The organism is Phytobacter sp. MRY16-398, from assembly GCF_003925915.1.
In the GTDB taxonomy this organism is placed as follows: domain Bacteria; phylum Pseudomonadota; class Gammaproteobacteria; order Enterobacterales; family Enterobacteriaceae; genus Phytobacter; species Phytobacter diazotrophicus.
In genome coordinates, this window is the sequence record NZ_AP018756.1 from 5,015,296 (window position 1) to 5,039,499 (window position 24,204).

General features: G+C 52.5%; 22 protein-coding genes and 1 pseudogene. 6 read left to right on the forward strand and 17 right to left on the reverse strand.

All coding sequences use genetic code 11. From position 1 onward, the window contains the following. Nucleotides 1–41 precede the first annotated feature (41 nt). From ispH to MRY16398_RS31470, 6 genes and pseudogenes are all read right to left on the reverse strand, one after another. Nucleotides 42–992, reverse strand: coding sequence for a 4-hydroxy-3-methylbut-2-enyl diphosphate reductase (gene ispH, locus MRY16398_RS24470; protein ID WP_039078302.1), 951 nt, complete (start codon nt 990–992; stop codon nt 42–44). Further along, on the reverse strand, nt 973–1,443 hold the full coding sequence (gene fkpB / locus MRY16398_RS24475; RefSeq protein WP_039078301.1) for an FKBP-type peptidyl-prolyl cis-trans isomerase: 471 nt from the start codon (nt 1,441–1,443) through the stop codon (nt 973–975). The genes ispH and fkpB overlap by 20 nt, the downstream gene beginning before the upstream one ends. A 97-nt stretch (nt 1,444–1,540) precedes the next feature. Further along, complete coding sequence (gene lspA / locus MRY16398_RS24480; RefSeq protein WP_071193614.1) at nt 1,541–2,041, reverse strand: signal peptidase II; 501 nt, start codon at nt 2,039–2,041, stop codon at nt 1,541–1,543. After that, nucleotides 2,041–4,890: an isoleucine--tRNA ligase gene (gene ileS, locus MRY16398_RS24485; RefSeq protein ID WP_125125356.1), complete on the reverse strand. Its 2,850-nt coding sequence runs from the start codon at nt 4,888–4,890 to the stop codon at nt 2,041–2,043. The genes lspA and ileS overlap by 1 nt, the downstream gene beginning before the upstream one ends. 34 nt (nt 4,891–4,924) lie before the next feature. Beyond that, nucleotides 4,925–5,863: a bifunctional riboflavin kinase/FAD synthetase gene (gene ribF / locus MRY16398_RS24490; RefSeq protein ID WP_039078298.1), complete on the reverse strand. Its 939-nt coding sequence runs from the start codon at nt 5,861–5,863 to the stop codon at nt 4,925–4,927. 25 nt (nt 5,864–5,888) lie between these two features. Further along, nucleotides 5,889–6,088: pseudogene (locus tag MRY16398_RS31470) on the reverse strand (DUF2575 domain-containing protein). 102 nt (nt 6,089–6,190) lie between these two features. On the opposite strand from MRY16398_RS31470, the gene rpsT reads away from it, so the two are divergent. Further along, the gene (rpsT, locus tag MRY16398_RS24500; RefSeq protein ID WP_039078297.1) at nt 6,191–6,454 is read left to right on the forward strand and encodes a 30S ribosomal protein S20; all 264 of its coding nucleotides are present in this window, start codon (nt 6,191–6,193) and stop codon (nt 6,452–6,454) included. Nucleotides 6,455–6,512: 58 nt separating this feature from the next. On the opposite strand, the gene MRY16398_RS24505 is transcribed toward rpsT, so the two are convergent. The 11 genes from MRY16398_RS24505 to dnaK all read right to left on the reverse strand — a co-directional run bounded on the left by MRY16398_RS24505 (nt 6,513) and on the right by dnaK (nt 18,763). After that, on the reverse strand, nt 6,513–7,217 hold the full coding sequence (locus MRY16398_RS24505; RefSeq protein ID WP_039078296.1) for an ArsR/SmtB family transcription factor: 705 nt from the start codon (nt 7,215–7,217) through the stop codon (nt 6,513–6,515). After that, nucleotides 7,201–7,599, reverse strand: a complete 399-nt coding sequence (locus tag MRY16398_RS24510; RefSeq protein ID WP_125125357.1) for an amino acid-binding protein — start codon at nt 7,597–7,599, stop codon at nt 7,201–7,203. Before MRY16398_RS24510 ends, MRY16398_RS24505 begins: the two co-directional genes overlap by 17 nt. Nucleotides 7,600–7,603: 4 nt before the next feature. Then, the gene (locus tag MRY16398_RS24515) at nt 7,604–7,915 is read right to left on the reverse strand and encodes an antibiotic biosynthesis monooxygenase family protein (RefSeq protein ID WP_039078294.1); all 312 of its coding nucleotides are present in this window, start codon (nt 7,913–7,915) and stop codon (nt 7,604–7,606) included. An 87-nt stretch (nt 7,916–8,002) separates the two neighbouring features. Then, the gene (gene nhaR, locus MRY16398_RS24520; RefSeq protein WP_039078293.1) at nt 8,003–8,896 is read right to left on the reverse strand and encodes a transcriptional activator NhaR; all 894 of its coding nucleotides are present in this window, start codon (nt 8,894–8,896) and stop codon (nt 8,003–8,005) included. Nucleotides 8,897–8,958: 62 nt separating this feature from the next. After that, entirely contained in the window at nt 8,959–10,119 is a 1,161-nt protein-coding gene (nhaA, locus tag MRY16398_RS24525; RefSeq protein WP_125125358.1) for a Na+/H+ antiporter NhaA, read from the reverse strand. A 171-nt stretch (nt 10,120–10,290) separates the two neighbouring features. Next, nucleotides 10,291–11,568: an IS1 family transposase gene (locus MRY16398_RS24530; protein WP_125125359.1), complete on the reverse strand. Its 1,278-nt coding sequence runs from the start codon at nt 11,566–11,568 to the stop codon at nt 10,291–10,293. A 21-nt stretch (nt 11,569–11,589) separates the two neighbouring features. After that, nucleotides 11,590–12,795 carry an anaerobic sulfatase maturase gene (locus MRY16398_RS24535; protein WP_125125360.1) on the reverse strand — a complete coding sequence of 402 codons (1,206 nt, stop codon included), beginning with the start codon at nt 12,793–12,795 and terminating at the stop codon, nt 11,590–11,592. Between the two features lie 103 nt (nt 12,796–12,898). Further along, a complete protein-coding gene (locus MRY16398_RS24540; protein ID WP_125125361.1) occupies nt 12,899–14,401 on the reverse strand; it encodes a sulfatase family protein in 1,503 nt (500 codons plus the stop codon). A gap of 18 nt (nt 14,402–14,419) precedes the next feature. Beyond that, entirely contained in the window at nt 14,420–15,184 is a 765-nt protein-coding gene (locus tag MRY16398_RS24545) for an outer membrane protein OmpK (RefSeq protein WP_039078288.1), read from the reverse strand. 430 nt (nt 15,185–15,614) lie between these two features. Next, complete coding sequence (dnaJ, locus tag MRY16398_RS24550) at nt 15,615–16,760, reverse strand: molecular chaperone DnaJ (RefSeq protein ID WP_039078287.1); 1,146 nt, start codon at nt 16,758–16,760, stop codon at nt 15,615–15,617. 86 nt (nt 16,761–16,846) lie between these two features. Continuing rightward, nucleotides 16,847–18,763, reverse strand: a complete 1,917-nt coding sequence (dnaK, locus tag MRY16398_RS24555) for a molecular chaperone DnaK (protein WP_039078286.1) — start codon at nt 18,761–18,763, stop codon at nt 16,847–16,849. A 297-nt stretch (nt 18,764–19,060) separates the two neighbouring features. On the opposite strand from dnaK, the gene satP reads away from it, so the two are divergent. The 5 genes from satP to MRY16398_RS24580 all read left to right on the forward strand — a co-directional run bounded on the left by satP (nt 19,061) and on the right by MRY16398_RS24580 (nt 24,193). Beyond that, nucleotides 19,061–19,633, forward strand: coding sequence for an acetate uptake transporter (gene satP, locus MRY16398_RS24560; RefSeq protein ID WP_039078285.1), 573 nt, complete (start codon nt 19,061–19,063; stop codon nt 19,631–19,633). A gap of 118 nt (nt 19,634–19,751) precedes the next feature. Further along, nucleotides 19,752–21,071 (forward strand): chloride channel protein, encoded by a 1,320-nt coding sequence (locus MRY16398_RS24565; RefSeq protein ID WP_125125362.1) that lies wholly within the window; start codon nt 19,752–19,754, stop codon nt 21,069–21,071. 124 nt (nt 21,072–21,195) lie between these two features. Continuing rightward, nucleotides 21,196–22,269 carry a FecCD family ABC transporter permease gene (locus MRY16398_RS24570; protein ID WP_039078284.1) on the forward strand — a complete coding sequence of 358 codons (1,074 nt, stop codon included), beginning with the start codon at nt 21,196–21,198 and terminating at the stop codon, nt 22,267–22,269. Further along, on the forward strand, nt 22,266–23,042 hold the full coding sequence (locus tag MRY16398_RS24575; protein ID WP_125125363.1) for an ABC transporter ATP-binding protein: 777 nt from the start codon (nt 22,266–22,268) through the stop codon (nt 23,040–23,042). The genes MRY16398_RS24570 and MRY16398_RS24575 overlap by 4 nt, the downstream gene beginning before the upstream one ends. A gap of 23 nt (nt 23,043–23,065) precedes the next feature. Beyond that, complete coding sequence (locus tag MRY16398_RS24580; protein ID WP_125125364.1) at nt 23,066–24,193, forward strand: ABC transporter substrate-binding protein; 1,128 nt, start codon at nt 23,066–23,068, stop codon at nt 24,191–24,193. Nucleotides 24,194–24,204 lie beyond the last annotated feature (11 nt).

Genomic DNA, 24,204 nt, shown 5'->3' on the forward strand with positions numbered 1-24,204 from the left:
CGTCAGGCCTGGCATCTTCTCATAAACTCAAAGCGAAAAAGTTATTCGACTTCGCGAACATCGACCCGCAGCTCTTTCGGTACTTCGAAAACGATATTTTCTTCACGGCCTTCCAGCGGAATGGCTTCCCCACCGCCAAGCTCCTGCAGACGGGAGATAACGTTTTGCACCAGAACGTCAGGCGCCGATGCCCCGGCCGTTACGCCAACGCAACTGATTTCGCGCACCCACTCTTCCTGAATATCAGAAGCATCATCAATCAGGTAAGCGGATTTCCCCATACGCTGGGCCAGCTCCGCCAGACGGTTGGAGTTCGACGAGTTCTTCGAGCCGACAACCAGTACCACTTCCGCCTGTTCCGCCAGTGCGCGCACGGCTTCCTGACGGTTGGTCGTGGCGTAGCAGATATCATCTTTACGCGGCCCGACAATTTTCGGGAAGCGCTGACGCAGCGCATCAATCACGTCGGAAGTATCATCCACGGAGAGTGTCGTCTGCGTCATAAAAGAGAGCTTATTGATATCTTTGATATTGAGTGTCTCTACGTCTTCCGGCGACTCCACCAGGTACATTCCCCCTTTCGGGTTGCTGTATTGCCCCATGGTGCCTTCGACTTCCGGATGACCAGCATGGCCAATCAGGATGGCTTCTTCCCCACGACGACTGGCGCGAGCGACTTCCATATGCACTTTGGTTACCAGTGGGCAGGTGGCATCAAAGACGGTCAGATCGCGGCTTTTCGCTTCGTTACGTACCGCCTGTGAAACACCGTGAGCAGAGAAAATCAGGATCGCACCGTCCGGCACTTCGCTGATTTGCTCGATAAAAATCGCCCCGCGTTCACGCAGGCTGTCTACCACGTAACGGTTGTGGACCACTTCGTGACGGACATAAATGGGCGCGCCATAAATCGCCAGCGCGTTTTCAACAATGCTAATCGCGCGGTCTACGCCCGCACAAAAACCACGTGGGTTAGCCAACAGGATCTGCATGCATCCCCTCCAGTGCCGGTTCCACTTCCAGCACGTCGACATCAAAATGAACGGTCTGCCCTGCCAGCGGATGGTTAAAGTCAACGGTAATAGAATCACCGTTGATCTCACGGATCACGCCTGGCATTTCGCTGCCATCCATTGCGGTAAAGAGCATAATCGCGCCGATTTCCGGCTCACCCGCGTCCATAAAATCACGGCGCGAGAAATACTGAATCAGATCGGGAACCGGCGTGCCAAATGCCGCGTCCGGTTCCAGCGAAAACGCTTTTTTGTCGCCTGCTTTCAATCCCAGCAAGTGCTGCTCAAGCCCTTCGGACAGTGAACCATCCCCCAGACGAAACAGCGCAGGTTTACCATTGTTGCGGGTTGACTCAGCGGTGGAGCCATCTTCGAGTTTGAGCGTAAAGTGCACCAGCACCGCGCTATTACTCTGTACAGATTTTGACATGCAGGTACGCTCACTTGTTTTGCCCGGTGACGATAACGCTTACCGGGCCTGAGGATAACCCAAGCCGGGCAAGCGTAACGCCGCCCGGCAGGTTTTGTTACGCCTGTTTCTTCGCAGCCGCGTTCGGCAGGAAGCCTTCCAGCACAATCAGCGCCGCGCCGACGCAAATGAAGCTGTCGGCCAGGTTGAAGGTGGCGAAATGCCAGTCGCCGACATAAAAATCAATCATATCAACGACAAAACCGTGCCACAGGCGATCGAACAGATTGCCTAACGCACCGCCGATAATCATCGCGTAGGCGATATTGTTCAGCTTCTGCGAGGCTTTTGAACGGTACATCAGTACCGCCAGCACGACAGAAATACCGATAGCGATACCGGCAAAGAACCAACGCTGCCAGCCACCGCTGTCCGCGAGGAAACTAAATGCCGCGCCATAGTTACGCGCGTAATGCAGATTAAGCGACGGGAACAGCGGCACCGTATCCCCCAGCGCAAAATGCTGGAGGATAAGGAACTTGCTGCCCAGATCGATAATCAGCACGACGACGACCAGCCACAACCAGCGTAGCCCTGTTGAAAAGATCGGTTTACTCATCAGGCAAACTTACGTTTTTCGCCGTCACCGGCGACGTTGCTGACACAGCGTCCGCAGATTTCTGCGTGTTCCGCTACCTTGCCGACATCCTGAGTGTAATGCCAGCAACGCGGGCATTTCTCACCTTCGGCTTTGCTTAACGCCACTTTCAGACCTTTGAGCAGCTCGCTCTGTTGGGCATCAGCACAAGCGTTGGCATAATCTTCAACTTTCGCACCGGAGGTCAACAGGACAAATCGTAATTCGTCACCCAGCGCCGTCAGTTTCGCAGACAGCTCAGGTTCAGCGAACAGGGTTACTGCCGCTTCCAGCGAACCACCCACTTTCTTGTCGGCACGCGCCTGTTCGATAACCTTGTTCACTTCACCACGCACTTTGAGCAGTTCTTCCCAGTAGGCGTCGTTCATGGCTTCGGTTTCCGCCAGACCAAACAACCCCTGATACCATTCGCCGGTGAACACATATTTTTCGCGCTCGCCTGGCAGGTAGCCCCAGATTTCATCTGCGGTGAAGGACATGATCGGCGCCATCCAGCGCACCAGCGCTTCTGCGATATGGTACAGCGCAGTCTGGCAGCTACGACGGGCAACGCTGTCCGCCTTTGCGGTGTACTGACGATCTTTGATGATATCGAGGTAGAAAGAGCCCATCTCGATGGAGCAGAAACGCATCAGGCGTTGCACAACTTCATGGAAATCATAGGAGTCGTACGCGCTGATGATATCTTTCTGCGCTGCCTGCGCGCAGCCCACCGCCCAGCGGTCCAGCACCACCATCTCTTCCGGTTTCACCATGTCTTTTGCCGGATCGAAACCATTGAGGTTCGCCAGCAGGAAGCGCGCGGTGTTACGAATACGGCGATAGCTATCGGCGGCACGTTTGAGGATCTCATCGGAAACCGCCATTTCACCGGTATAATCGGTTGATGCCACCCACAGACGCAGGATATCCGCGCCCAGTTTGTTCATCACGTCCTGCGGAGAAACGGTATTACCGATAGATTTGGACATCTTACGGCCCTGACCATCGACGGTGAAGCCGTGGGTCAGTACCTGGCGGTAAGGTGCTTTGCCTTTCATCGCGACGCTGATCATCAGAGACGACATGAACCAGCCACGGTGTTGGTCAGAACCTTCCAGATACATATCCGCTGCGTGGCCGCCAAATTCCGGACGCGCGTCAACCACAGAGTAGCTTGTTGAACCGGAGTCAAACCAGACGTCCAGGGTATCCGGCACTTTCACGTAGTTGTCAGCGTCATCGCCCAAAATTTCACGCGGATCGAGATCCCACCACGCCTGAATGCCGTCTTTCTCAACGTATTTAGCGACAGCTTCCATCAGTTCAGTGGTACGCGGATGCAGCTCTTCGGTGTCTTTATGCACGAACAGCGCCATCGGCACGCCCCAGGTACGCTGACGGGAGATACACCAGTCAGGACGGTTCGCGACCATCGATTCGATACGTGCTTTACCCCATGCCGGGATCCAGCCGCTCAGGTTCTCTTTCGCCAGACCTTCCTGCTCAATGCGATCGATCTCTTTGAGAGACTGAATGCGCAGGCCTTTCTGATCCATGCTGACGAACCACTGCGGGGTCGCACGGAAAATGATCGGCGACTTGTGGCGCCAGCAGCACGGATAGCTGTGTTGCAGTTTTTCGACATGCAGCAGTGAACCGTTGTCACGCAGCAGGTTGACGATAATATCGTTCGCTTTGAAGACGTTTACGCCATCCAGAATCGGATACGTACCCGGCAGATATGCCCCATCCGGGCCAACCGGGTTAGCGATTTCCAGACCGTATTTTTGGCTGATGGTATAGTCATCAGGGCCATGACCACCGGCGGTATGCACTGCACCGGTACCGGCTTCCAGCGTCACGTGGTCGCCCAGGATCGCAGGCACATCAAAATCGAGGAACGGGTGTTTAAAACGCATCAGTTCCAGGTCAGAACCTTTCACCACGCCCAGCACGGTAAACTCACTGATACCAGCGCGTTTCATCACGCTTTCCAGCAGATCTTTCGCGAGGATCAGCGCCTGCCCTTCAACCTGCACCAGCGCATAGTCAAATTCCGGGGACAGAGAGATCGCGCGGTTCGCCGGCAGCGTCCACGGGGTGGTGGTCCAGATAACCAGAGAGACAGGACCGTTAACGCTGGCAACGCCAAATTTCGCTTTTACCGCGTCGACATCGACGGCATGGAACGCCACGTCGATAGACGGAGAGGTTTTGTCGTAATACTCAACTTCCGCTTCTGCCAGCGCAGAACGGCAGTCAACGCACCAGTGCACCGGCTTGGCGCCTTTATGCAGGTGACCGTTACCGATGATTTTACCCAGCGCACGGATAATGTTGGCTTCGGTTTTGAAGTCCATGGTGCGATACGGATGTTCCCAATCGCCCAGTACGCCAAGACGGATAAAGTCTTTGCGCTGGCCGTCGATCTGGGTCGCAGCGTATTCACGGCATTTTGCACGGAACTCCGCGGCGGTGAATTTCTCACCCGGCTTACCAAATTCCTGCTCTACTTTCAGTTCGATAGGCAGACCGTGACAGTCCCAGCCCGGCACATACGGCGAGTCGTAACCCGCAAGGCCTTTGGACTTCACGATAATGTCTTTCAGAATCTTGTTAACAGAGTGACCAATATGAATGCTGCCATTCGCATAAGGAGGGCCATCATGCAGAATGAAGGTTTTTTTGCCTTTTTTGGCTGCACGAATGATGCCGTACAGGTCATCATCAGTCCAACGCGCCAGCATTCCCGGTTCGCGTTTGGCGAGGTCGCCACGCATCGGGAACCCTGTTTCCGGCAAATTCAGGGTTGATTTATAGTCACTCATCAGATTCTCGGTTCCGTATTTATCACACAGGCATTTAAGCCGGGTTTGATAGCCCAAAAAACTCGCGGGCGGTTAACTCATCACGCGCGATCTGCGCTTTAAGCTCATCCAGCGATGTAAATCGCTGCTCGTTGCGTATCTTTTTACGCAGTACTACATCTATATGGCGTCCATAGAGGTCCATTACAACATCCAGCAGATGGACTTCAAGCTGCTGGCGAACCCCGGCAACCGTCGGGCGCGTACCAATGTTGGCCACGCCGGGCAGTAAAGTATCGCCTAAGCCAGCCACTTCTACCGCATAGACACCTTTGACCGGGGAAACCTGGCGGCGCAGCGGTATGTTCGCCGTCGGAAAACCGATAGTACGCCCCAGCTCGTCGCCGTGAACCACACGCCCGGAGATGCTGAACGGACGGCCCAGCAGTTGTTCAGCGAGCTCAAGGTTGTCATCAGCCAACGCCTGGCGAACCGCCGTACTGCTCACGCGCGCGCCACCAGAGCAGAAGGTTTGCGTGCTGGTAACATCAAAGCCGTATTTCAGACCGGCTTTCTGTAATAACAAGAAATCCCCCTGGCGACCAGCGCCAAAGCGGAAGTCATCGCCCACAGCGAGGAATTTCACGCCAAGTTTGTCAACCAGCAGGTCGCTGACGAAGGTTTGCGCCGTCAAGGCGGCAAAACGCCGGTCAAAACGTACGCACAGTACGTAATCGACGCCACATTCGGCCAGCAGGCGCAGTTTTTCCCGCAGTCGGGTCAGGCGCGCAGGCGCTTTATCGCTCGCGAAAAGTTCGAGAGGTTGCGGCTCGAATATCATCACCACCACGGGGAGAGCACGGGTACGACCTTCTTCGCTAAGCCCTTGTAAAAGTGCCTGATGGCCGCGATGCACGCCGTCGAAATTACCAATAGTCAGCACACACCCGTGCGGTGCCTGGCTGAGATTATGTATGCCGCGTATCAGCTTCATGTCTGGCTCAAAACAGTGAAAATCGTCAAAGTATACCTTGTACAACGTGCAACGTTAACCGACGATTGCCCGAACCCGCCAGAAAGGAGAAGGATTTCATCAGGCTGCCTTCTTACCGCATGAAAAACTGGGCCGGAAAGCGATTTTTATAGTGGAAAGGCTGTATTCGATGACCACAAGCTGGTAGAATCCTGCGCCATCAATACGTAACGTAGCGTCGCACATTAACGGCGCTTATTTGCACAAATCCATTGACAAAAGAAGGCTAAAAGGGCATATTCCTCGGCCTTTGAATTGTCCATATAGATCATATTTGGGAGTTGGACCTTGGCTAATATCAAATCAGCTAAGAAGCGCGCCGTTCAGTCTGAAAAGGCTCGCAAACACAACGCAAGCCGTCGCTCTATGATGCGTACTTTCATCAAGAAAGTGTACGCTGCGATCGAAGCTGGCGACAAAGCTGCTGCACAGAAAGCATTTGACGAAATGCAACCGATCGTGGATCGCCAGGCCGCTAAAGGTCTGATCCACAAAAACAAAGCTGCGCGTCATAAAGCAAACCTGACTGCACAGATCAGCAAACTGGCTTAATCGCCCGCTTGTTGTACTTTGTGAAAGAACCCGCGTAAAGCGGGTTTTTTTATGCCTGCTACCCGACGTCGATGCCGAGTAATGTCTGTAACCCCTGCCGACCTTTCGCAGTCAGCGCAACTTCACGAAACCCGGGCGTCCTGCGGATCCACCCCTTCGTTTCAAAATAAATAAGCAACACCGCTCCTGCATGCCCCCCCAGATGAAAGCGCCGCTCGCTCCAGTCAAGACAGGCACAGCTACGTTTACGCGTTGATTTATTTTCCAGCGGTAAACCCATCCGGATAAAAAATGCCAGCCCTTCTTCGGTAAGCGACGCACCATCCGCGGTCAGGTAATCTTTCGCCACCAGCGCGTCATAAATGTTTACCGCCAGCTCACCAGCCAGATGATCGTAACAGGTGCGTGCATGCCGCAGCGCCACGGGCGTGCGTGTGGTTAAAGGTTTATCCTGCCGCCAGGAAATGCCCATCATCATTTCAATCAACCGGGCAACCTCCTGGCCTGCCAGACGGTAGTAACGATGACGACCCTGCGACAGGAAACAGACCAGTTGGCTGTCAACCAGCTTACTCAAATGTGCGCTGGCGGTGGAGGCCGCAACGCCTGCCGCCACACTCAATTCCGTTGCCGTCCATGCCCGCCCATCCATCAGCGCACACAGCATTTTCACGCGTGATGGATCGGCCATCGCTGCGGCAACTGCCGCGACCGAAAGCTCAAGTGCGTCGTCATCAGAAAGATGTTCAGGATGAAGTTGCATAAACCGCCCAGGGTTCTGTTGCCTCGCTGGCAACGAGATCATTATCCGTCACCAGTATGAGCTGATTTGCGTGATCGCTATACTGCACGAGAATATTTACGCCATGGGATGCAAGCGTTGCCGTTATCTCGCCCAGCTCGCCGGGCCGCTCCTGTTTGAGCTTACGGATCACAGGCCTGCGCAGCTCGCGGACATCAAAACCGTGTTGCTCCAGTACCACTTTCGCCCGTATGCCCTCTTCCACCAGAAAGTGGGCATGCCCTTCATTATTGTGGGTAAAGACACCACCACCCTCAAGACCAATACCGTTACTGCCCAGCGTTTTGCCCAGTTTCGCCAGCTCACCCGGCAGGTTTTTGAGTACTACATAAATATCGTACATCACCTTACCTCCGGTTTTCCGATGAATATTCCCGTTCCAGACGGGCAATACGGATGCGATAAAACGAAAAAATTGCCTCGCGCCCCTCCGTCTGCGCCTCACGGTGAAAATGATTATTTCTCCATGTCTGAATGGCTTCCTCATCACGCCACCAGGATAACGAGAGTATCTTCCCCGGGGTGGTCAGGCTTTGAAAACGTTCAATCGCGATAAAGCCATCGATATCGGCAAGCAGCGGTTTCAGTTCCGCAGCCAGCTCAAGGTAGCGCTCTTGCTTTGCCGCAACCGCGTCGGCTTCGAAAAGTACAGCAATCATGATTTATCTCCTGTATGGGTAGGAGAGATAAATCTACCGTGCTGAAAAAGTCATGCTTCGGTGGTTAACGAAATATGGCGCGTATCATCAGAGGTCATGAAATAGCCGGGAGTAATCACGGTTACAAATACGCTGTACGGCGGGGTGCTGAATCATTCGTTCGGCAAAAATGGCGTGGTACTCTTCCATCACGTTATCCACTCGGCCAATTTCGACGATATTCTCATCGGCAAAATAGTCTTTTGCATAGAGCGTCGGAGCCACAAAAATGGCATTGTGCGCTGCGCCAAACGATTTCATCAACGCCGCATCATCAAACTCGCCCAGCACTTCAACATTCAGCCCCTGCGAATTAAACCAGTTAAGCAATTTACGCCCGAGCATCGACCGGCGGCCAGGAATCAGCAAACGGCGTTCTTCAAGGCAGGCAGGAAAGGGCTTTTTAAGTGCCGGTTTCTGGCACCAGAAGCTGACGCTGCATTCGCCAATCTTCACCGAAAAGAGCCCTTCCTGATGGGTAGAATCTATCGGGCAATCCGAAATAATCATATCGAGCTTATGCTGGCTCAACTGTTCGAGCAGCATTTCATGGGTGGATTCAAAACAGCGTAAATGGATAGGCTCGCCTTCCTGAACCGCAGCCTCAAGAATACCGCTCACAAGTTGTTTTGACAGCGCATCCGCTACCCCGACGTCAAACAACAAATGTGACTCTTTGCGATAATTAACGATATCCAGCATTTCCTGGCTTAGCGTAAACATCTTATCGGCGTAACGAAAAACCAGCTCACCAAGTTCCGTTGGTTCCAGCCCCCTTCCCCGGCGCTTAAAGAGCTTGCCCTGCAGGCGCTCTTCCAGCGCTTTTATTTGCCCGGTGATGGTTTGTGGCGTGAGATATAACGCTTCCGCAGCACCGACAACGGACCCCGCGCGGTATACCTGCCAGAAGTAGTACAGATGGTTGTAATTGATATTCGACATCGTGTCTTCGCTCCCTGAGTGACGTTTTCGGGAAGGCTATCGTTCGCCTTCCCCTTCAGGAATTAGCGGACTATACGCGAACGCAGCAGACAGTATCCCACCACCGCCGCCAGGATTGAACCTGTAAGAATGCCTAATTTCGCCCAAGCAACCATATGTGTATCGACGTCACCAAACGCGAGGGTAGCGATGAAAATCGACATGGTAAAACCAATACCGCACAGCACGCCGACCGCCATTATTTGTTTAAACGCCGCCCCCTGCGGCAGTTTTGCCAGTTTGAGGCGAAGCGCCAGCCAACAAAAAATGGTTATGCCGACGGGTTTACCGATAAACAGACCGGCAATCACCCCCATTGGCAACAGCGACGTCAGCCCGGCAAAGGTGACCCCTTCAAGCGATACGCCCGCATTAGCAAAGGCAAACAGGGGCAAAATCAGCCAGCCAACCCAGGGGTGGATCGCATCAATCACCTGACGGGCCGGAGAGACGCCATTCTCCTCTTTCAGAGGAATGAAGAAGCCCAGTACGACCCCGGCCAACGTGGCATGAATGCCCGATTTCAACACCGCAGTCCACAATACTAAGCCAACCAGCATATAGATGCCGATCCGGCGAACATTAAGGGCATTCAGTACCGCCAGCGCCACGATGGCCGCCGCCGCAACGCCCAGCGATACCAGCGAGAGATCGCTGGTGTAAAACAGCGCGATAATAATGATCGCACCCAGATCATCGATAATCGCCAGCGCCATCAGGAAGATTTTCAGCGCCGGGGGAATGCGATCGCCGAGCAGTGCCAGAACGCCAAGGGCAAAGGCGATATCCGTCGCCGCAGGAATCGCCCAGCCGTGACGCGCCAGCGGATCGTGCATGTTAAACGCCAGAAATATCAGCGCTGGTGCCACCATACCGCCCAGGGCGGCAATCACCGGAAAAATAGCCTGTTGACGGCTGGCAAGCGAACCTTGCATCAGCTCATATTTCACTTCAAGGCCGACCATCAGGAAAAAGACCGCCATAAGCGCGTCATTTATCCATAACAGCATATTTTTATTGATTTCCAGCGCTGCAAACTTGAACGCAACCGGTGTATCAAGGAAAGCTTGATAACCTGCTTTGGTCACATCCAGATTGGCGCAAAACATCGCCAGTACGGCAGCAATGATGAGGACAATCCCGCCTGAGATATCACTGCTAAAAAAACGTTGTAGAAATTTCATGGTCTTCTCTCGATTTACGACTCCCTGGGGCGCTTATATTACCCCGCCAGAATCATCGATAAAATCAGATAAATTTTGGGGATAAACTCGGTTTTACCGAGTTTATATGATGATACGGTTATCAATGAGATGTTCAGGCTTTGCATACTTCGCCTGAATAGGGGGGATATTCTAGTGGCAGAGAGAAGGCTCGAGCGGCAGTACCGTGCGGGTCTGGTTGTATTCATACTTCATAAAATCAAGGACCATTGTCAGATTTGCCGGGGAAAGGCGCGTCATCTGAGCGTAAAAAGGATGCGACTCGACATAATGAATAAATCGCGTCGCGGGTAACAGCGTCGCACGACACAATTCTCCAGGTTTTTTACTGCCGGTCAAATTGGAGACGGCCATCGCGTAGTCAGGCGTGGAAAAATAGCGCCAGACATTGTTACGAATACCTCCCGCCAGAAAATATCGCGGTGGCCGCGCCTGCTGCTGCGCGACAAGCCCGCGCTCAGCAACAAACGATATATGGCATCGTCCACGCACCACGTCATCGTGATTGGCTATCAGGCATCCACCATAAATAAAGCATTCGTGTTCAAGAAAATGCTGAACATTGACAGACCTTTCATCCGTCAATTTTTTCACCAACTCAAAATGACGATAAGCAGGCAAAACGGGCTTCACTATCATCCCTGCATCGTTTTTACGCAATGCGGCCATGCCGTAATCAATATCGAATAACGTCGCCCGTTGCGCAGTCAGCTTCTCTTTTCGTTGAACGATGTGGGCAAACGTTCCGCTCAATGAGCGCTCTGTAAAACTGTGAGTGTACTGATATTCTTTTTCTACGCAGACTGGCGAGTAATTGGTGGAGACGGCAACAACGTTGCCGCTATCCGCCTCGGCGGTCACCAGAATATAGAGCAAATTGCCCGAACCCAGATAAGGCAGAACAAAAGCGCGCGTACACAAAGCAATGTCATATGCCTGGAAAAGACATTGTGATTGAAGGCTATTAACCTGCCGCGCCAGTCGGGAAAATTGTCGGCTCAGGGAGGTACTGTCCAGACGCAGCTCTCTGCGAAGATCTATCAAAGTAGCGCCTGCCGCAATGCCTTTACCCAACTCGCTTAAATTCTCTTTTTCCAGACTCACCGGCGTAAAAAGGAAGGTTCTGCTGCAATGACGGCAGAGGAGTCGGCTTTTACCTTGCGAAGAATAACCGTGTCGTTTAAAAGCCGTCCCGCCACAAAAAGGGCACTGTTTTATTAATCCCTTCCACTCTTTATTGACAGCCGTACGAAAAACATTCAAAGCGTGTCTGGAAATCCGCGGAAAGGTAAAACCACATTCGCGGCAAAGAATATCTTTCCCCTGCGGTTGGTAATCGGGGCTATTCAGGATACCCAGGTTTTTGCAGCCAAAAGTTTTGCAGCAGTCGACATCATGATGACCAAACATTGCGTTTCCTCCCTGAAATGCTCAGTTTGCCGATAAAACATACCTTATATCTGCCGGCGAGTATCCATTTTCAAACAGGGTTTTCATCGCTTGCATTAACGCGGAGGTATGAGAAAAGAAGTGCTGATAGCCCTGGCAAAGATAATTTTGCGGGAATGATCCCTCTGCCTGAGGCAAAAAACGATGTTTCGGGCAACCGCCATTGCAGGCAAACAGCCATGGGCAGGAGTGACACTCACGAGAAAGGTATTTGTTTTTCGCTTCGCCAAACGTGTGGTTTTGCCGGCTGTTGTTCATCTCTCTGATGGTAGTGTTATTGATATTGCCAAGTTTGTACTGCGGATAGACATAATGATCGCAGTTATACACATCGCCGTTCATTTCCATAGCAAAAGCACTGCCGCATGTCGGGGCAAACACGCAAACCTGAGGCGGCAATCGACACCACGCCGCAAGAGTTTGATCAAAGAGTTGCACAGAAATGTCGCCGATATCCTCCCGGATCCACACATCAAAAATCGTCGAAAGAAATTCACCAAACGCCAGAGAGCCCACTGACCAGGGCATCATCTCCGCTTGCGGTTCCTGCGGATGGGCCAGTGATGCAGTGTCAGAAGTTTTGCTTCTTCGCTCCACCAACGGGATAAACTGCATGTACTGACTACCCAGCGATTTCAGATAGCGGTAAACCCGAAGCGGGTGGGCCGCGTTTGCCGCGTTAACCACTGTGAGGGTATTAAATGCAACCTCATGGCGGGCAAGAAGATAGATCGCGCGCTCTACTTTTTCATGCGTTGGTTTTCCCGCTCGCGTCACCCGCCATGCATCATGCAACGCCGCATCACCATCAATTGAGATGCCAACCAGAAAGGCGTTCTCACGGAAAAACTCAGCCCAGCGATCGTCGATGAGTATTCCATTGGTCTGAAAGGTGTTCACAATCTGTTTGCCATTGGCATAACGTTTTTGTAGCGCGATGGCCTGCTGATAAAACGCTATCCCCATCAGTGTGGGTTCGCCTCCCTGCCAGGCGAAAATCACCTCGTCAACATCCTGCGCAGCGATATGCTGGGCAATGAAGCGCTCAAGGGTGCTTTCGCTCATGCGGAAATTTTTATTTCTCTCAGGGTAAAGCTTCTCTTTTTCGAGATAAAAACAGTACTGGCAATCAAGGTTGCATACCGAACCGGTGGGTTTGACCATGACCTGGCAGCTTTTTCTTAACATGATGTTCGTCCCTGAAATAAAAATAACCCGATCCCTCTATATGAAAGATCGGGCGGGCAGTGCCCTAAGTGGCATAATTACTTCTTTTTATTATTAAATGCGTTTAACCCCAGGTAACTGGCGTAGGTTTTTCACCGCGCGCTTTCATCAGTGAATCGTTATCAATATCCTGCTTATATTTCAGGAATTCCTCATACAGACGCTTTTCAACCTCTGGATTTTTGCCGATCTGGTTCATGGTTTCAGCCCGATCCTGTTTGAGGTTGTAGAGATATTTTGCCTTCCCTTCGCGGTCGATGATCATTTTCCAGTCTCCGTCGCGAAGCGCCCACAGGTCGGTCGGATCGTCCTGGAAAGGCATATCAATACCAAAAATCAGCGGTTTCTCGCGTTTCAGCGCAACCTTCTCGAAGACAGGCGTCAGAGACTGACCGTCAATAGTGCGATCTTTTGGCAGATCGAATTTCATCATCTGTGCGAGAGTCGGCATCCAGTCCAGCCCGGAAGCCGGCGTGTCGGTTACCATCCCCTGCGGCAGATGTTTGCCATATTTAATGATCGCCGGAACACGTATGCCCCCTTCCCAGAGATTATCTTTACGTCCGCGCAGGCCGTCGGTCTCACCGGCCATGTTCAGTTCGTAGACTTTACGAACTTCACGCGTTACCGGTCCGTTATCACTGGTAAAGATAATGATGGTATTGTCTTCTTCACCCATCGCCTTAATTTTTTCTACGACTTTACCTACCTGCTCATCCATATAGCTGATATTGGCATAGTATTCACCCGGTCCACGCCAGGGTTTATCCGCCCAATCGCCGTAATACATATCCGGGTGTTTCTTCTGAAATTCGCTCATATATTGCGAATACATATCGAGGTATTTCTTCGGCGACGCGACAGGGGTGTGCACTTCGGTGAAGGCAACGTACAGGAAGAACGGTTTGTCCTCTTTCTTCTTCTCGCGCTCGTCCAGCCAGTTCACCACTTCGGTACTGACCAGCTCACCGCTCAGTAATTTCGCTTCGCCGATGGGCTTACCGTTGCGAATAAAGGCATCCGGATAAACGGCGCCGTAGCGAGGGCGCTCTTTTGCATTTGCCAGTCGTTCGTTAGTGATAAATCCACCGGCGTGAACCAGTGAATAATCAAACCCAACATCTTTAGCCTGCGGCTGGTCTGTGCGATCCGCCCCGGCGTTAAGGTGTAATTTGCCCATTAACGCCGTATCGTAGCCTTGCTCACGTAATAAATTCGCGATGGTGACTTCATTACGACCAATCGACACATCTTTGCCTGCCGGTATCCAGGAACGAATACCGGTGCGGAAAGGCATACGTCCTGTGAGTAAGCCCGCACGTGAAGGCGAACAAAGCGGCGCGGGAGCGTAGTAATCGGTAAATTTGACGCCCTCCTGTGCTAATTTATCGATGTTTGGCGTTTTGACAATTTGATGACCATAAGTCCCCAGATCACCGTAGCCTAAATCATCCGTTAAAATTATCACCAAATTAGGGCGTTTCGCCTCTGCGGCATGAACGGGAGAGATTGTGCTTCCTGCATATAACGCCAGACCAATCATACTGGCAACAAATGTTTTCTTCATTTCAGATCCTCTGAAAAATTAAAATTCATAGCCCAACATATAAATCATTTGATCGCCAAATCCATCATAACCAAGTTTATTATCAAAATAACGCCAGGTGACAGATGCTTTCCAGCGGGGATAAAATTTCCAGGCTAATGTTAAACCACCATTAATTCCGGTATGCCCATGCTGTTGTTCGGCGTATGCATCATTTCTGTCGAGTTCAATTTCATTCCAGTTCGACAATACAAACTTCTCATTAAAAGCATTGAAGAAGTATGCTGCGGTCCAGCCAATAACGTAACCGTTCCAGCCACTGGTTTGCCCATATTTTTTTGAGTAATAATCCCCGGACTGGTTATGCAACCCAATATAGGGTTTAAAAAAACCCGATTTCCCTTGCCAGCCCAGATAGCCAAGCCCATAGAACATATCTAAATCATCGCTCCATGAGTTGTCCCACTGACCATATAGTTTTCCGAAGAAGGAGTAGTCAGAATCGAAGAGACGGACATGGGCCATCGCCGATACGGTATGGTTTCGTCCCTCAACAGAGTGATTTAAAACATTGCTTTCAAAAAATGAATAAATTTCTGCTTCGCGGAAATTAACGCCAAAATCGGCAGTTGCTTTCCATACTTCACCACGATGAACATTTTCAAAACCGCTATTCCAGTCAGCATAACCGGCATTTATAGAACCAAAAGCCCCTTTATATTCCAGAGACCATGCAGGGAGACTGCATAATGCGGTCGTCGATATCAGGGCACACGCCAGCAACTTTCCCTTTTTTTGGGGCATATAATGCATTCCTCATTATTATAGTTAACGTGAATACTTCAATAATAAAAACGATCTCAGGCAAGAATGAAAACGAGGCCAGTTTATTAAAAAGAACAAATTGGTTTGTGATAGAGATATCACATTGATGGATTAGCTAAGCCGTTAAAATGCAGGTGTCAGAAAATGTTGTTTTTCGTATCGTTAACCTATGAAAATAAGAAATTGCACTAAAATTTGTTTTTTACGACCAGCAGGAAGGTAATTCAATTTAGTAGAAGGAATAATTCGGGGGTTTACGTTAATAACATAACACGCCGTTCGATGTAATTTTTTTCACACCACGGCGGCAAGGAGAGATCCATAAAACAAGATAAGTGATAAGCCGTTTATGGCTGCGGATGCAATAAAAAAGGGTTGCGTTAAGCAACCCTCTAAAAGTTATACCTGATTAACGCGTCAGGTCATCAAAGAACTTTTTGACACCGTCGAAGAAGCTTTTGGAGCGCGGGCTGTTGTGTTCACCTGTCGGTCCACCAAAGCTTTCCTGCAAATCCTTAAGCAGTTGTTTCTGCTTATCGTTCAGGCCAACCGGCGTTTCAACCACCACACGACACAGCAGATCGCCCTGCGCGCCGCCGCGTACCGATTTCACACCTTTACCGCGCATGCGGAACAGCTTGCCGGTCTGAGTTTCGCCAGGGATCTTCAGATTGACGCGACCATCCAGGGTCGGAACCTCGATTTCTCCCCCCAACGCCGCCATAGCAAAGTTAATGGGGACTTCGCAGTACAGGTTGTTACCTTCACGCTCAAAGATAGCGTGCTGTTTCACCTGCACCTGAACGTACAGATCGCCTGCCGGTGCGCCGTGCTCGCCCGCTTCACCTTCACCCGCCAGACGGATGCGATCGCCCGTGTCCACGCCTGCCGGAATTTTAACGGACAGGGTTTTGGTTTTTTCTACGCGACCATGACCGTGACATTTATTGCACGGATCTTTAATCAGCGTACCGCGCCCCTGACAGTGCGGACAGGTCTGCTGAACGGCGAAGAACCCCTGGCGCATCTGCACCTGGCCAGAACCATGACAGGTCGGACAGGTCTGCGGCTGGGTACCGGCTTTCGCGCCGCTGCCGTGGCAAACGTCACACTCTTCCAGCGTCGGGATACGGATCTCTTTACTGACGCCGCGAACGGCTTCTTCCAGCGTCAATTCCATGTTGTAACGTAAATCGGCGCCACGCGCCGCACGCTGGCGACCACGGCCACCGCCAAAAATATCGCCGAAGACATCGCCAAAGATATCGCTAAAGTCAGCGCCGCCGCCAAAGCCGCCGCCGCCGAATCCACCGCCGCCCATGCCGCCTTGTTCAAACGCCGCATGGCCATACTGGTCATACGCAGCACGCTTTTGCGCGTCGGTCAGAACTTCGTATGCTTCTTTGATCTCTTTAAATTTGGCTTCGGCCTCTTTATCACCCTGGTTACGGTCCGGGTGATATTTCATGGCCAGGCGCTTGTACGCCTTCTTGATTTCGCGCTCTTCCGCTGTTTTGGAAACGCCCAAAATCTCGTAGTAGTCTTGTTTCGCCATCTTTTTTTATCTACCCCTAACATGCGAGCACGGGCGTGGAGAAATCTCCTACGCCCGTGCCGATTAATTACCCTGCATCAGGGCGATTATTTTTTATCTTTTACTTCTTCGAACTCAGCGTCGACAACATCGTCGTCTTTCGCGTTGTTCGCAGAAGCGTCAGCGCCACCAGCCTGCTGCTGTGCGTGCTGCTGCTGTGCGATTTCCAACAGTTTCTGAGAAGCCTGAGCCAGCGCCTGCATTTTCGCTTCGATGTCCGCTTTGTCTTCGCCTTTGAGAGACGTTTCCAGCGCGGTCAGCGCAGCTTCGATAGCGGTTTTATCTTCCGCTGGCAGTTTGTCGCCTGCTTCTTCAACCTGCTTACGGGTGCTGTGCAGCAGGTGGTCACCCTGGTTACGGGTCTGAACCAGCTCTTCGAACTTACGGTCAGATTCAGCGTTCGCTTCTGCTTCGCGAACCATTTTCTGAATTTCTTCCTCGTTCAGGCCAGAAGATGCCTTGATGGTGATCTTCTGCTCTTTACCGCTGTTTTTGTCTTTCGCAGATACGTGCAGAATACCGTCAGCATCAATATCGAAAGTCACTTCGATCTGCGGCATGCCGCGCGGTGCCGGGTTGATACCATCCAGGTTGAACTGACCCAGAGATTTGTTATCAGACGCACGTTTACGTTCACCCTGCAGCACATGGATGGTTACCGCAGACTGATTGTCTTCCGCAGTAGAGAACACCTGGCTGTGCTTGGTCGGGATAGTGGTGTTCTTGTTGATCAGCGCAGTCATCACGCCGCCCATGGTTTCGATACCCAGCGACAGCGGAGTAACGTCGAGCAGCAGCACGTCTTTCACATCACCGGTCAACACACCACCCTGGACCGCAGCACCGATAGCAACAGCTTCGTCCGGGTTAACGTCTTTACGCGGCTCTTTACCAAAGAACTCAGCGACTTTCTTCTGCACCATCGGCATACGGGTCTGACCGCCGACCAGGATAACGTCCTGCACGTCGGATACAGACAGGCCAGCGTCCTGCAGCGCAACTTTCAGCGGCTCGATGGAACGGTTCACCAGGTCTTCGACCAGGCTTTCCAGTTTCGCGCGAGTCACTTTGATGTTCATGTGTTTCGGACCAGTGGCGTCTGCAGTAATGTACGGCAGGTTCACATCGGTCTGCTGAGCGGAAGAAAGCTCAATTTTCGCTTTTTCTGCTGCTTCTTTCAGACGCTGCATCGCCAGCGGGTCGTTGCGCAGGTCAATGCCCTGATCTTTCTTGAATTCTTCAACCAGGTAGTTGATCAGACGGCTGTCGAAGTCTTCACCACCCAGGTGGGTATCACCGTTGGTTGCCAGAACTTCGAAGGTTTTTTCGCCATCAACTTCGTCGATTTCGATAATAGAGATATCGAAGGTACCGCCACCGAGGTCGTAGACCGCGATAGTACGGTTGCCCACTTCTTTATCCAGCCCGTAAGCCAGTGCAGCGGCAGTCGGTTCGTTGATAATACGTTTGACTTCCAGACCCGCGATACGGCCAGCATCTTTGGTTGCCTGACGCTGTGCATCGTTGAAGTATGCCGGTACGGTGATAACCGCTTCAGTTACTGGCTCACCCAGGTAATCTTCAGCCGTTTTCTTCATTTTTTTCAGCACTTCGGCAGAGATCTGCGGCGGTGCTGTTTTGGTGCCTTTCACATCAAGCCATGCGTCACCGTTGTCAGCAGCGATGATTTTGTACGGCATGATAGAAACGTCGCGCTGAACTTCTTCGTCCTGGAAGCGGCGGCCAATCAGGCGTTTAATCGCAAACAGGGTGTTTTGCGGGTTTGTCACTGCCTGACGTTTAGCCGGCTGACCAACCAGAGTTTCACCATCCTGGGTATAAGCAATGATAGAAGGCGTGGTGCGGTCGCCCTCGGCATTCTCCAGCACACGCGCGGTAGTGCCATCCATAATCGCTACACAAGAGTTGGTAGTACCCAGGTCGATACCAATAATTTTACCCATCTAAACGTCTCCACTAAAAATTCGGTCAACATGTGGTTGTGAACCTGTAATAAGGGCGAATCGTGCGGTTTCAACTACCCTCGTTCGTTTTTTTTCAGGTCCACACATTGCGGTTGACTACAAGATGGGGTCGCAACGAAGCTCATCAAGGGGTAAGGAATAAAAAAATTTTTAATTTCCACCTGTTCAGATCATAGACACAGCCAGTGACGCTATTTATGATGCCGCGCCCCGCCTCCTCTATATAGACGCGGGGAATACATTTCATCCTTCAATGTTGATTTATTTTGAGGAATTATGGGCAACATCAAGTTGGCTAATCCGGCTCCGCTGGGCCTTATGGGCTTCGGCATGACCACTATTCTGCTTAACCTGCACAATATTGGCATGTTCCCGCTGGATGGTATTATCCTGGCTATGGGTATTTTCTACGGTGGTATCGCGCAGATTTTTGCGGGGCTGCTGGAATATAAAAAAGGCAACACCTTCGGTTTAACCGCATTTACCTCTTACGGTTCTTTCTGGCTCACCCTGGTTGCGATTCTTCTGCTGCCTAAAATGGGTCTGGCAGATGCAGCGAATGGCCATTTCCTGGGTGTCTATCTGGGTATCTGGGGTGTGTTCACCCTGTTTATGTTCTTCGGCACGCTGAAAGGCGCACGTATGCTGCAGTTCGTCTTCCTGAGCCTGACCGTGCTGTTCGCTCTGCTGGCAGTAGGTCACCTGGCAGACAACGAAGGTATCGTTCATGTAGCCGGCTGGATTGGTCTGGTATGTGGCGCAAGCGCTATCTACCTGGCGATGGGTGAAGTCCTCAACGAGCAATATGGCCGTACCGTTCTGCCAATTGGCGAACAAGGGCAGCACTAATCCCTTCTTCGTGCCTGCACCGCGGGCACGAATTCCCCCGTTTTTGCCTTCCTGTTGATTACGCATTCATCCACTTTATGGGATGATGACGGCACTTCTTCGCAGACAGAATCTGACAATGACTACGCTTTTCCAGGGCCGTGCTTACTGGTTGCAACGCTGGGTTGCGCTTCTTCTCACCGGTGTCATGGCCGGGCTTAGCGGTATGTTGCTTGCCATGTTGCTACATGAAATTCAGCACCTCGCGTATGGCTATAGCCAGAATGTATTGATAAGTCCACAGACCTTTTTGCAGGGCGTGAGCGACGCCAGTGCACAGCGACGCTTTATCGTGTTGGTCGCCGCAGGCATCGTTGCCGGGGGAGGATGGTGGCTGCTTGCCCGTTATGGCAAAAAGCGTGTCAGCATCAGTACGGCGGTAAGCAATCCGGACAAACCGATGCCGCCACTCACCACACTTGTTCATATTCTGCTGCAAATCATCACCGTAGCGATGGGCTCACCGCTCGGGCGCGAAGTCGCTCCACGTGAAGCGGGCGCCCTGTTTGCCGGCGGCGCTGCGCGGAGATTGCACCTTTCCCCTGCCGATATCCAACTGATGACCGCCTGCGGTGCGGGTGCAGGGCTGGCTGCGGTGTATAACGTGCCGCTGGCGGGTGCTATCTTTACGCTTGAAGTTTTGTTGGTGAGTTTTAGCTGGGATGCGGCTATCGCAGCGCTGGTTACGTCGGCGCTGGCGGCCTGGGTCGCCACGCTGGGGCTGGGAGACGAACATCAGTATCACTTCACAACGGAGTTCGCTGCCCCATCATTGATTTTCTGGAGCGTGCTTTGTGGCCCATTGCTGGGCGCGGGCGCTTTTCTTTTTCGCCGCCTCACCCAATATGCGAGCAGCAAAGTTCGGGATAACTGGCAGATGCCTGCTGTCAGTCTGATTGCCTTTACGTTGCTGGGTATTTTTTCCGTCTGGTTCCCACAGCTTCCGGGCAACGGTAAAGGTGCTGCGCAACTGGCGCTGAGTGGCGAAATGACGGCCTGGCTCGCGGTGGTTTTACTGGTACTCAAAGTGGTTGTTATCTGCGCCGTACTACGTGCAGGGGCGGCAGGCGGATTGTTGACACCGGGCCTTGCCGTCGGCGGCCTGCTGGGGTCATTACTGTTTATGCTTGTCGGGCCGCTTTTCCCCGGTAGCGATATGGAAAGTTTCGCCCTGTTGGGGGCTGCCGGGTTCCTGGCCGCCTCAGCGAATATGCCCGTCACCACACTCGCCTTAGTGATGGAGTCCACGCGAATGGACCACAGTTTCCTGGTGCCTGCCGCACTCTCAATCGCCGGGGCATATGCCACCTCGCGCGCGCTGGGAGCCTGGCAGAATGCGCGTTTTTCGACCAAAACCATAACCGAAGCTAAACGAGATGGTAATAAAAATCCCATTTAATTGATAAGCATTATCATTTCTAATATGGTCGCCGGGAGCATCCCGGATATTGGATATCATGCAACAGCCTGAACAGGAACGTTGGGGGATACATCGATTCTGTTGTGTTGCATAAGGTAAGCCAATGAGTTCCCCTCTTGTCGCCAGTATCAAGCCTGACGAATCCGCCGTGTCGTCACATTACAGAAAAGTCGTGCTACGGCGTTTTGCGCTGGCAGGCGCGATCCTGGCGTTTATTCTCTTTTCACTGATTCTCGATTTCACTATTGGTCCTTCCGGGCTCTCTCTTTCCGCACTCTGGCATGCGCTGGTTGATGCCGGGTCTGCCGATGCGGGCACCCGCGTTATTGTCTGGGAGTTACGCCTGCCCATTGCCTTAATGGCGATCGTGGTCGGAATGGCGCTCGGTCTGGCGGGGGCAGAAATGCAAACCATCCTCAATAACCCGCTCGCCAGCCCGTTTACCCTCGGGGTCTCCTCCGCCGCGTCATTTGGTGCCGCGCTGGCTATCATTCTTGGCCTGGGTATTCCGGGCATTCCCGATCAGTGGGTTATCTCGGTTAACGCCTTTGTTTTCGCCCTGCTGGCCTGCTTTATTCTTGATGGCATTAGCCGCTGGACACGGGTGGCGACCTCCGGCGTAGTGCTGTTTGGCATTGCGCTGGTATTTACCTTCAATGCGCTGATCTCCATTCTGCAATTTGTGGCCAGCGAAGATACATTGCAGGGGCTCGTCTTCTGGACCATGGGCAGTCTGGCCCGCGCCTCATGGGACAAGCTCGCAATTCTGAGCATCGCCCTGCTTCTCATCGTTCCGCTGTCGATGAAAAATGCCTGGAAGCTTACCGCCCTGCGTCTGGGGGAAGACCGGGCCGTCAGTTTTGGTATCAATGTGCGTCAACTGCGTATGGCGACGCTGCTGCGTATCAGTATCATCTCCGCGCTGACCGTGGCCTTTGTTGGGCCTGTTGGCTTTATTGGCCTGGTGGCGCCGCATATCTCGCGAATGCTGTTTGGTGAAGACCACCGCTTTTACCTGCCCGGCAGCATGTTGATTGGCGCACTGGTGCTCTCACTGGCGTCCGTGTTATCGAAGAACATTGTCTCCGGCGTCATCATTCCCGTCGGTATTGTTACCTCCCTGGTCGGCGTCCCCTTCTTCCTGAGCATCATCATTCGCCATCGGGGGAATATATGACCGACGGACTGCGCATCCACGCCCTGCATACCGGCTATCGCAAAAAGAAAATTATCGATGGGCTAACCACCCCGATGCTGCCACGCGGGCAAATCACCGCTCTGCTGGGGCCGAATGGCTCCGGCAAGTCCACCCTGCTACGTGCGCTTGCCGATCTCAACCCGGCCCAGGGACAACTGTGGCTGAATGGCGAAGATTTAATGACCCTCTCCCCGGCAAAGCGGGCGCAAAAGGTGGTTTATCTGCCGCAATCCTTGCCACAGGGCGTGCATCTGCATGCGCTGGAGTCGATTATCGTCGCCCGACGCGCCAGCGGCTTCTATGGCGGCGATAACGTCGAACAGGAGGCCTACGACATTCTGCATAAGCTCGGTATTTCGCACCTGGCGATGAGCTTTTTAGACCAGCTTTCCGGCGGACAGAAACAGTTGATTGGCCTTGCCCAGTCGCTGATTCGCAAACCGGACCTGCTGCTGTTAGATGAGCCGCTGAGCGCACTCGATCTGAACTACCAGTTCCACGTAATGGACATCGTCGCCCGCGAAACGCGCCTGCGTAACATCGTGACGGTGGTGGTGATCCATGACATCAACATTGCGCTGCGCCATGCCGAATATGCGGTGATGTTAAAAAACGGCGCGCTGGTTGCCAGCGGCGTTCCAGGCGAGGTTGTCACGCCCGCGAACCTGGCGGCAGTCTACGGGGTAAAAGGCCGGGTCGAATATTGTTCGCAGGGACTACCACACGTGGTGGTCGATGGATTAACAACCTAAAACAGTCATAAGACGGGAAAGAGATGAATCTGAAAAAGACAATCATGGGGATCGCGCTGATCTTTGCCCCCCTGCTGGCGATGGCACAAAACTGGCCGGTCACGGTGACGGATCTGGATAACCGCAGCGTCACGATCCCTAAGGAGCCGCAGCGCATCATCTTGCAGGATGGCCGCGATATCCTGGCGCTGGCGCTGCTGGAGCGCGACAATCCCTTTGCCAAAGTGGTGGCGTGGAACAACCTGCCGAAAAAACAGGATACGGAAACCTGGAACGTCCTTAAGCGCAAATGGCCGGAAGCCGAGAAGATCCTGGACATGCAGTTTTCGGATCAAGGGAATGTCGATCTGGAGACCATCATCTCGCGCCATCCGGATCTGATGATTGCCCAGCTCCGCGCTAAACCGTCCCTGGTACAAAGTGGTGTGCTGGCAAAACTGGAGGCACTGCATGTGCCGGTGGTGTTTGTCGATTACGAACTGCATCCGGTAGAAAACACCCTGCCAGGTATCGCGCTGCTCGGTAAAGTGCTCGGCCAAAATGAGCGCGCGCAACAGTACATCACTTTCTATCAGCAACGTCTGGATATGCTGCATCAGCGTCTGGCCAACGCTCACAAAAAACCGCTGGTGTTTATCGAACCGATCGCGGGTGTCGCAGGGCTGGATAATGGTTGCTGCTTTACCCATGCCCGTAATGGCTGGGGCGGTCTGGTCGAAGCGGCGGGCGGTGTGAACATTGGTTCACAACTGCTGCCAGGGGCAACCGGTAATGTGTCAGTGGAAAAAATCATCTCCATGAACCCGGACTACTACCTGATGACCGGTTCAAGACGCCCGGGCAAAGGAACGGCGATCATTCCGTTCGGCTACAACGTGGACGAAAAAGAAGTGGCTGCCGCCTTCAATGCCTTACTGGCACGCCAGGGGGTCAGCAGTATTCCTGCCGTTACTCAGGGCCATACCGGCGCGCTCTATCACCACTTCTACAATAATCCGTACAACATTATCGCGATTGAAACGTTAAGTAAGATTTTCTACCCGGAGCTGTTTAAAGACATCGATCCGCTGGCGGATTATCACACTATCATCAAGGACTTCACCCAGATCCCCGATGACAATATCGTCCTGAGCTACACGCCTTCGCACTAATCTTTCTCAGC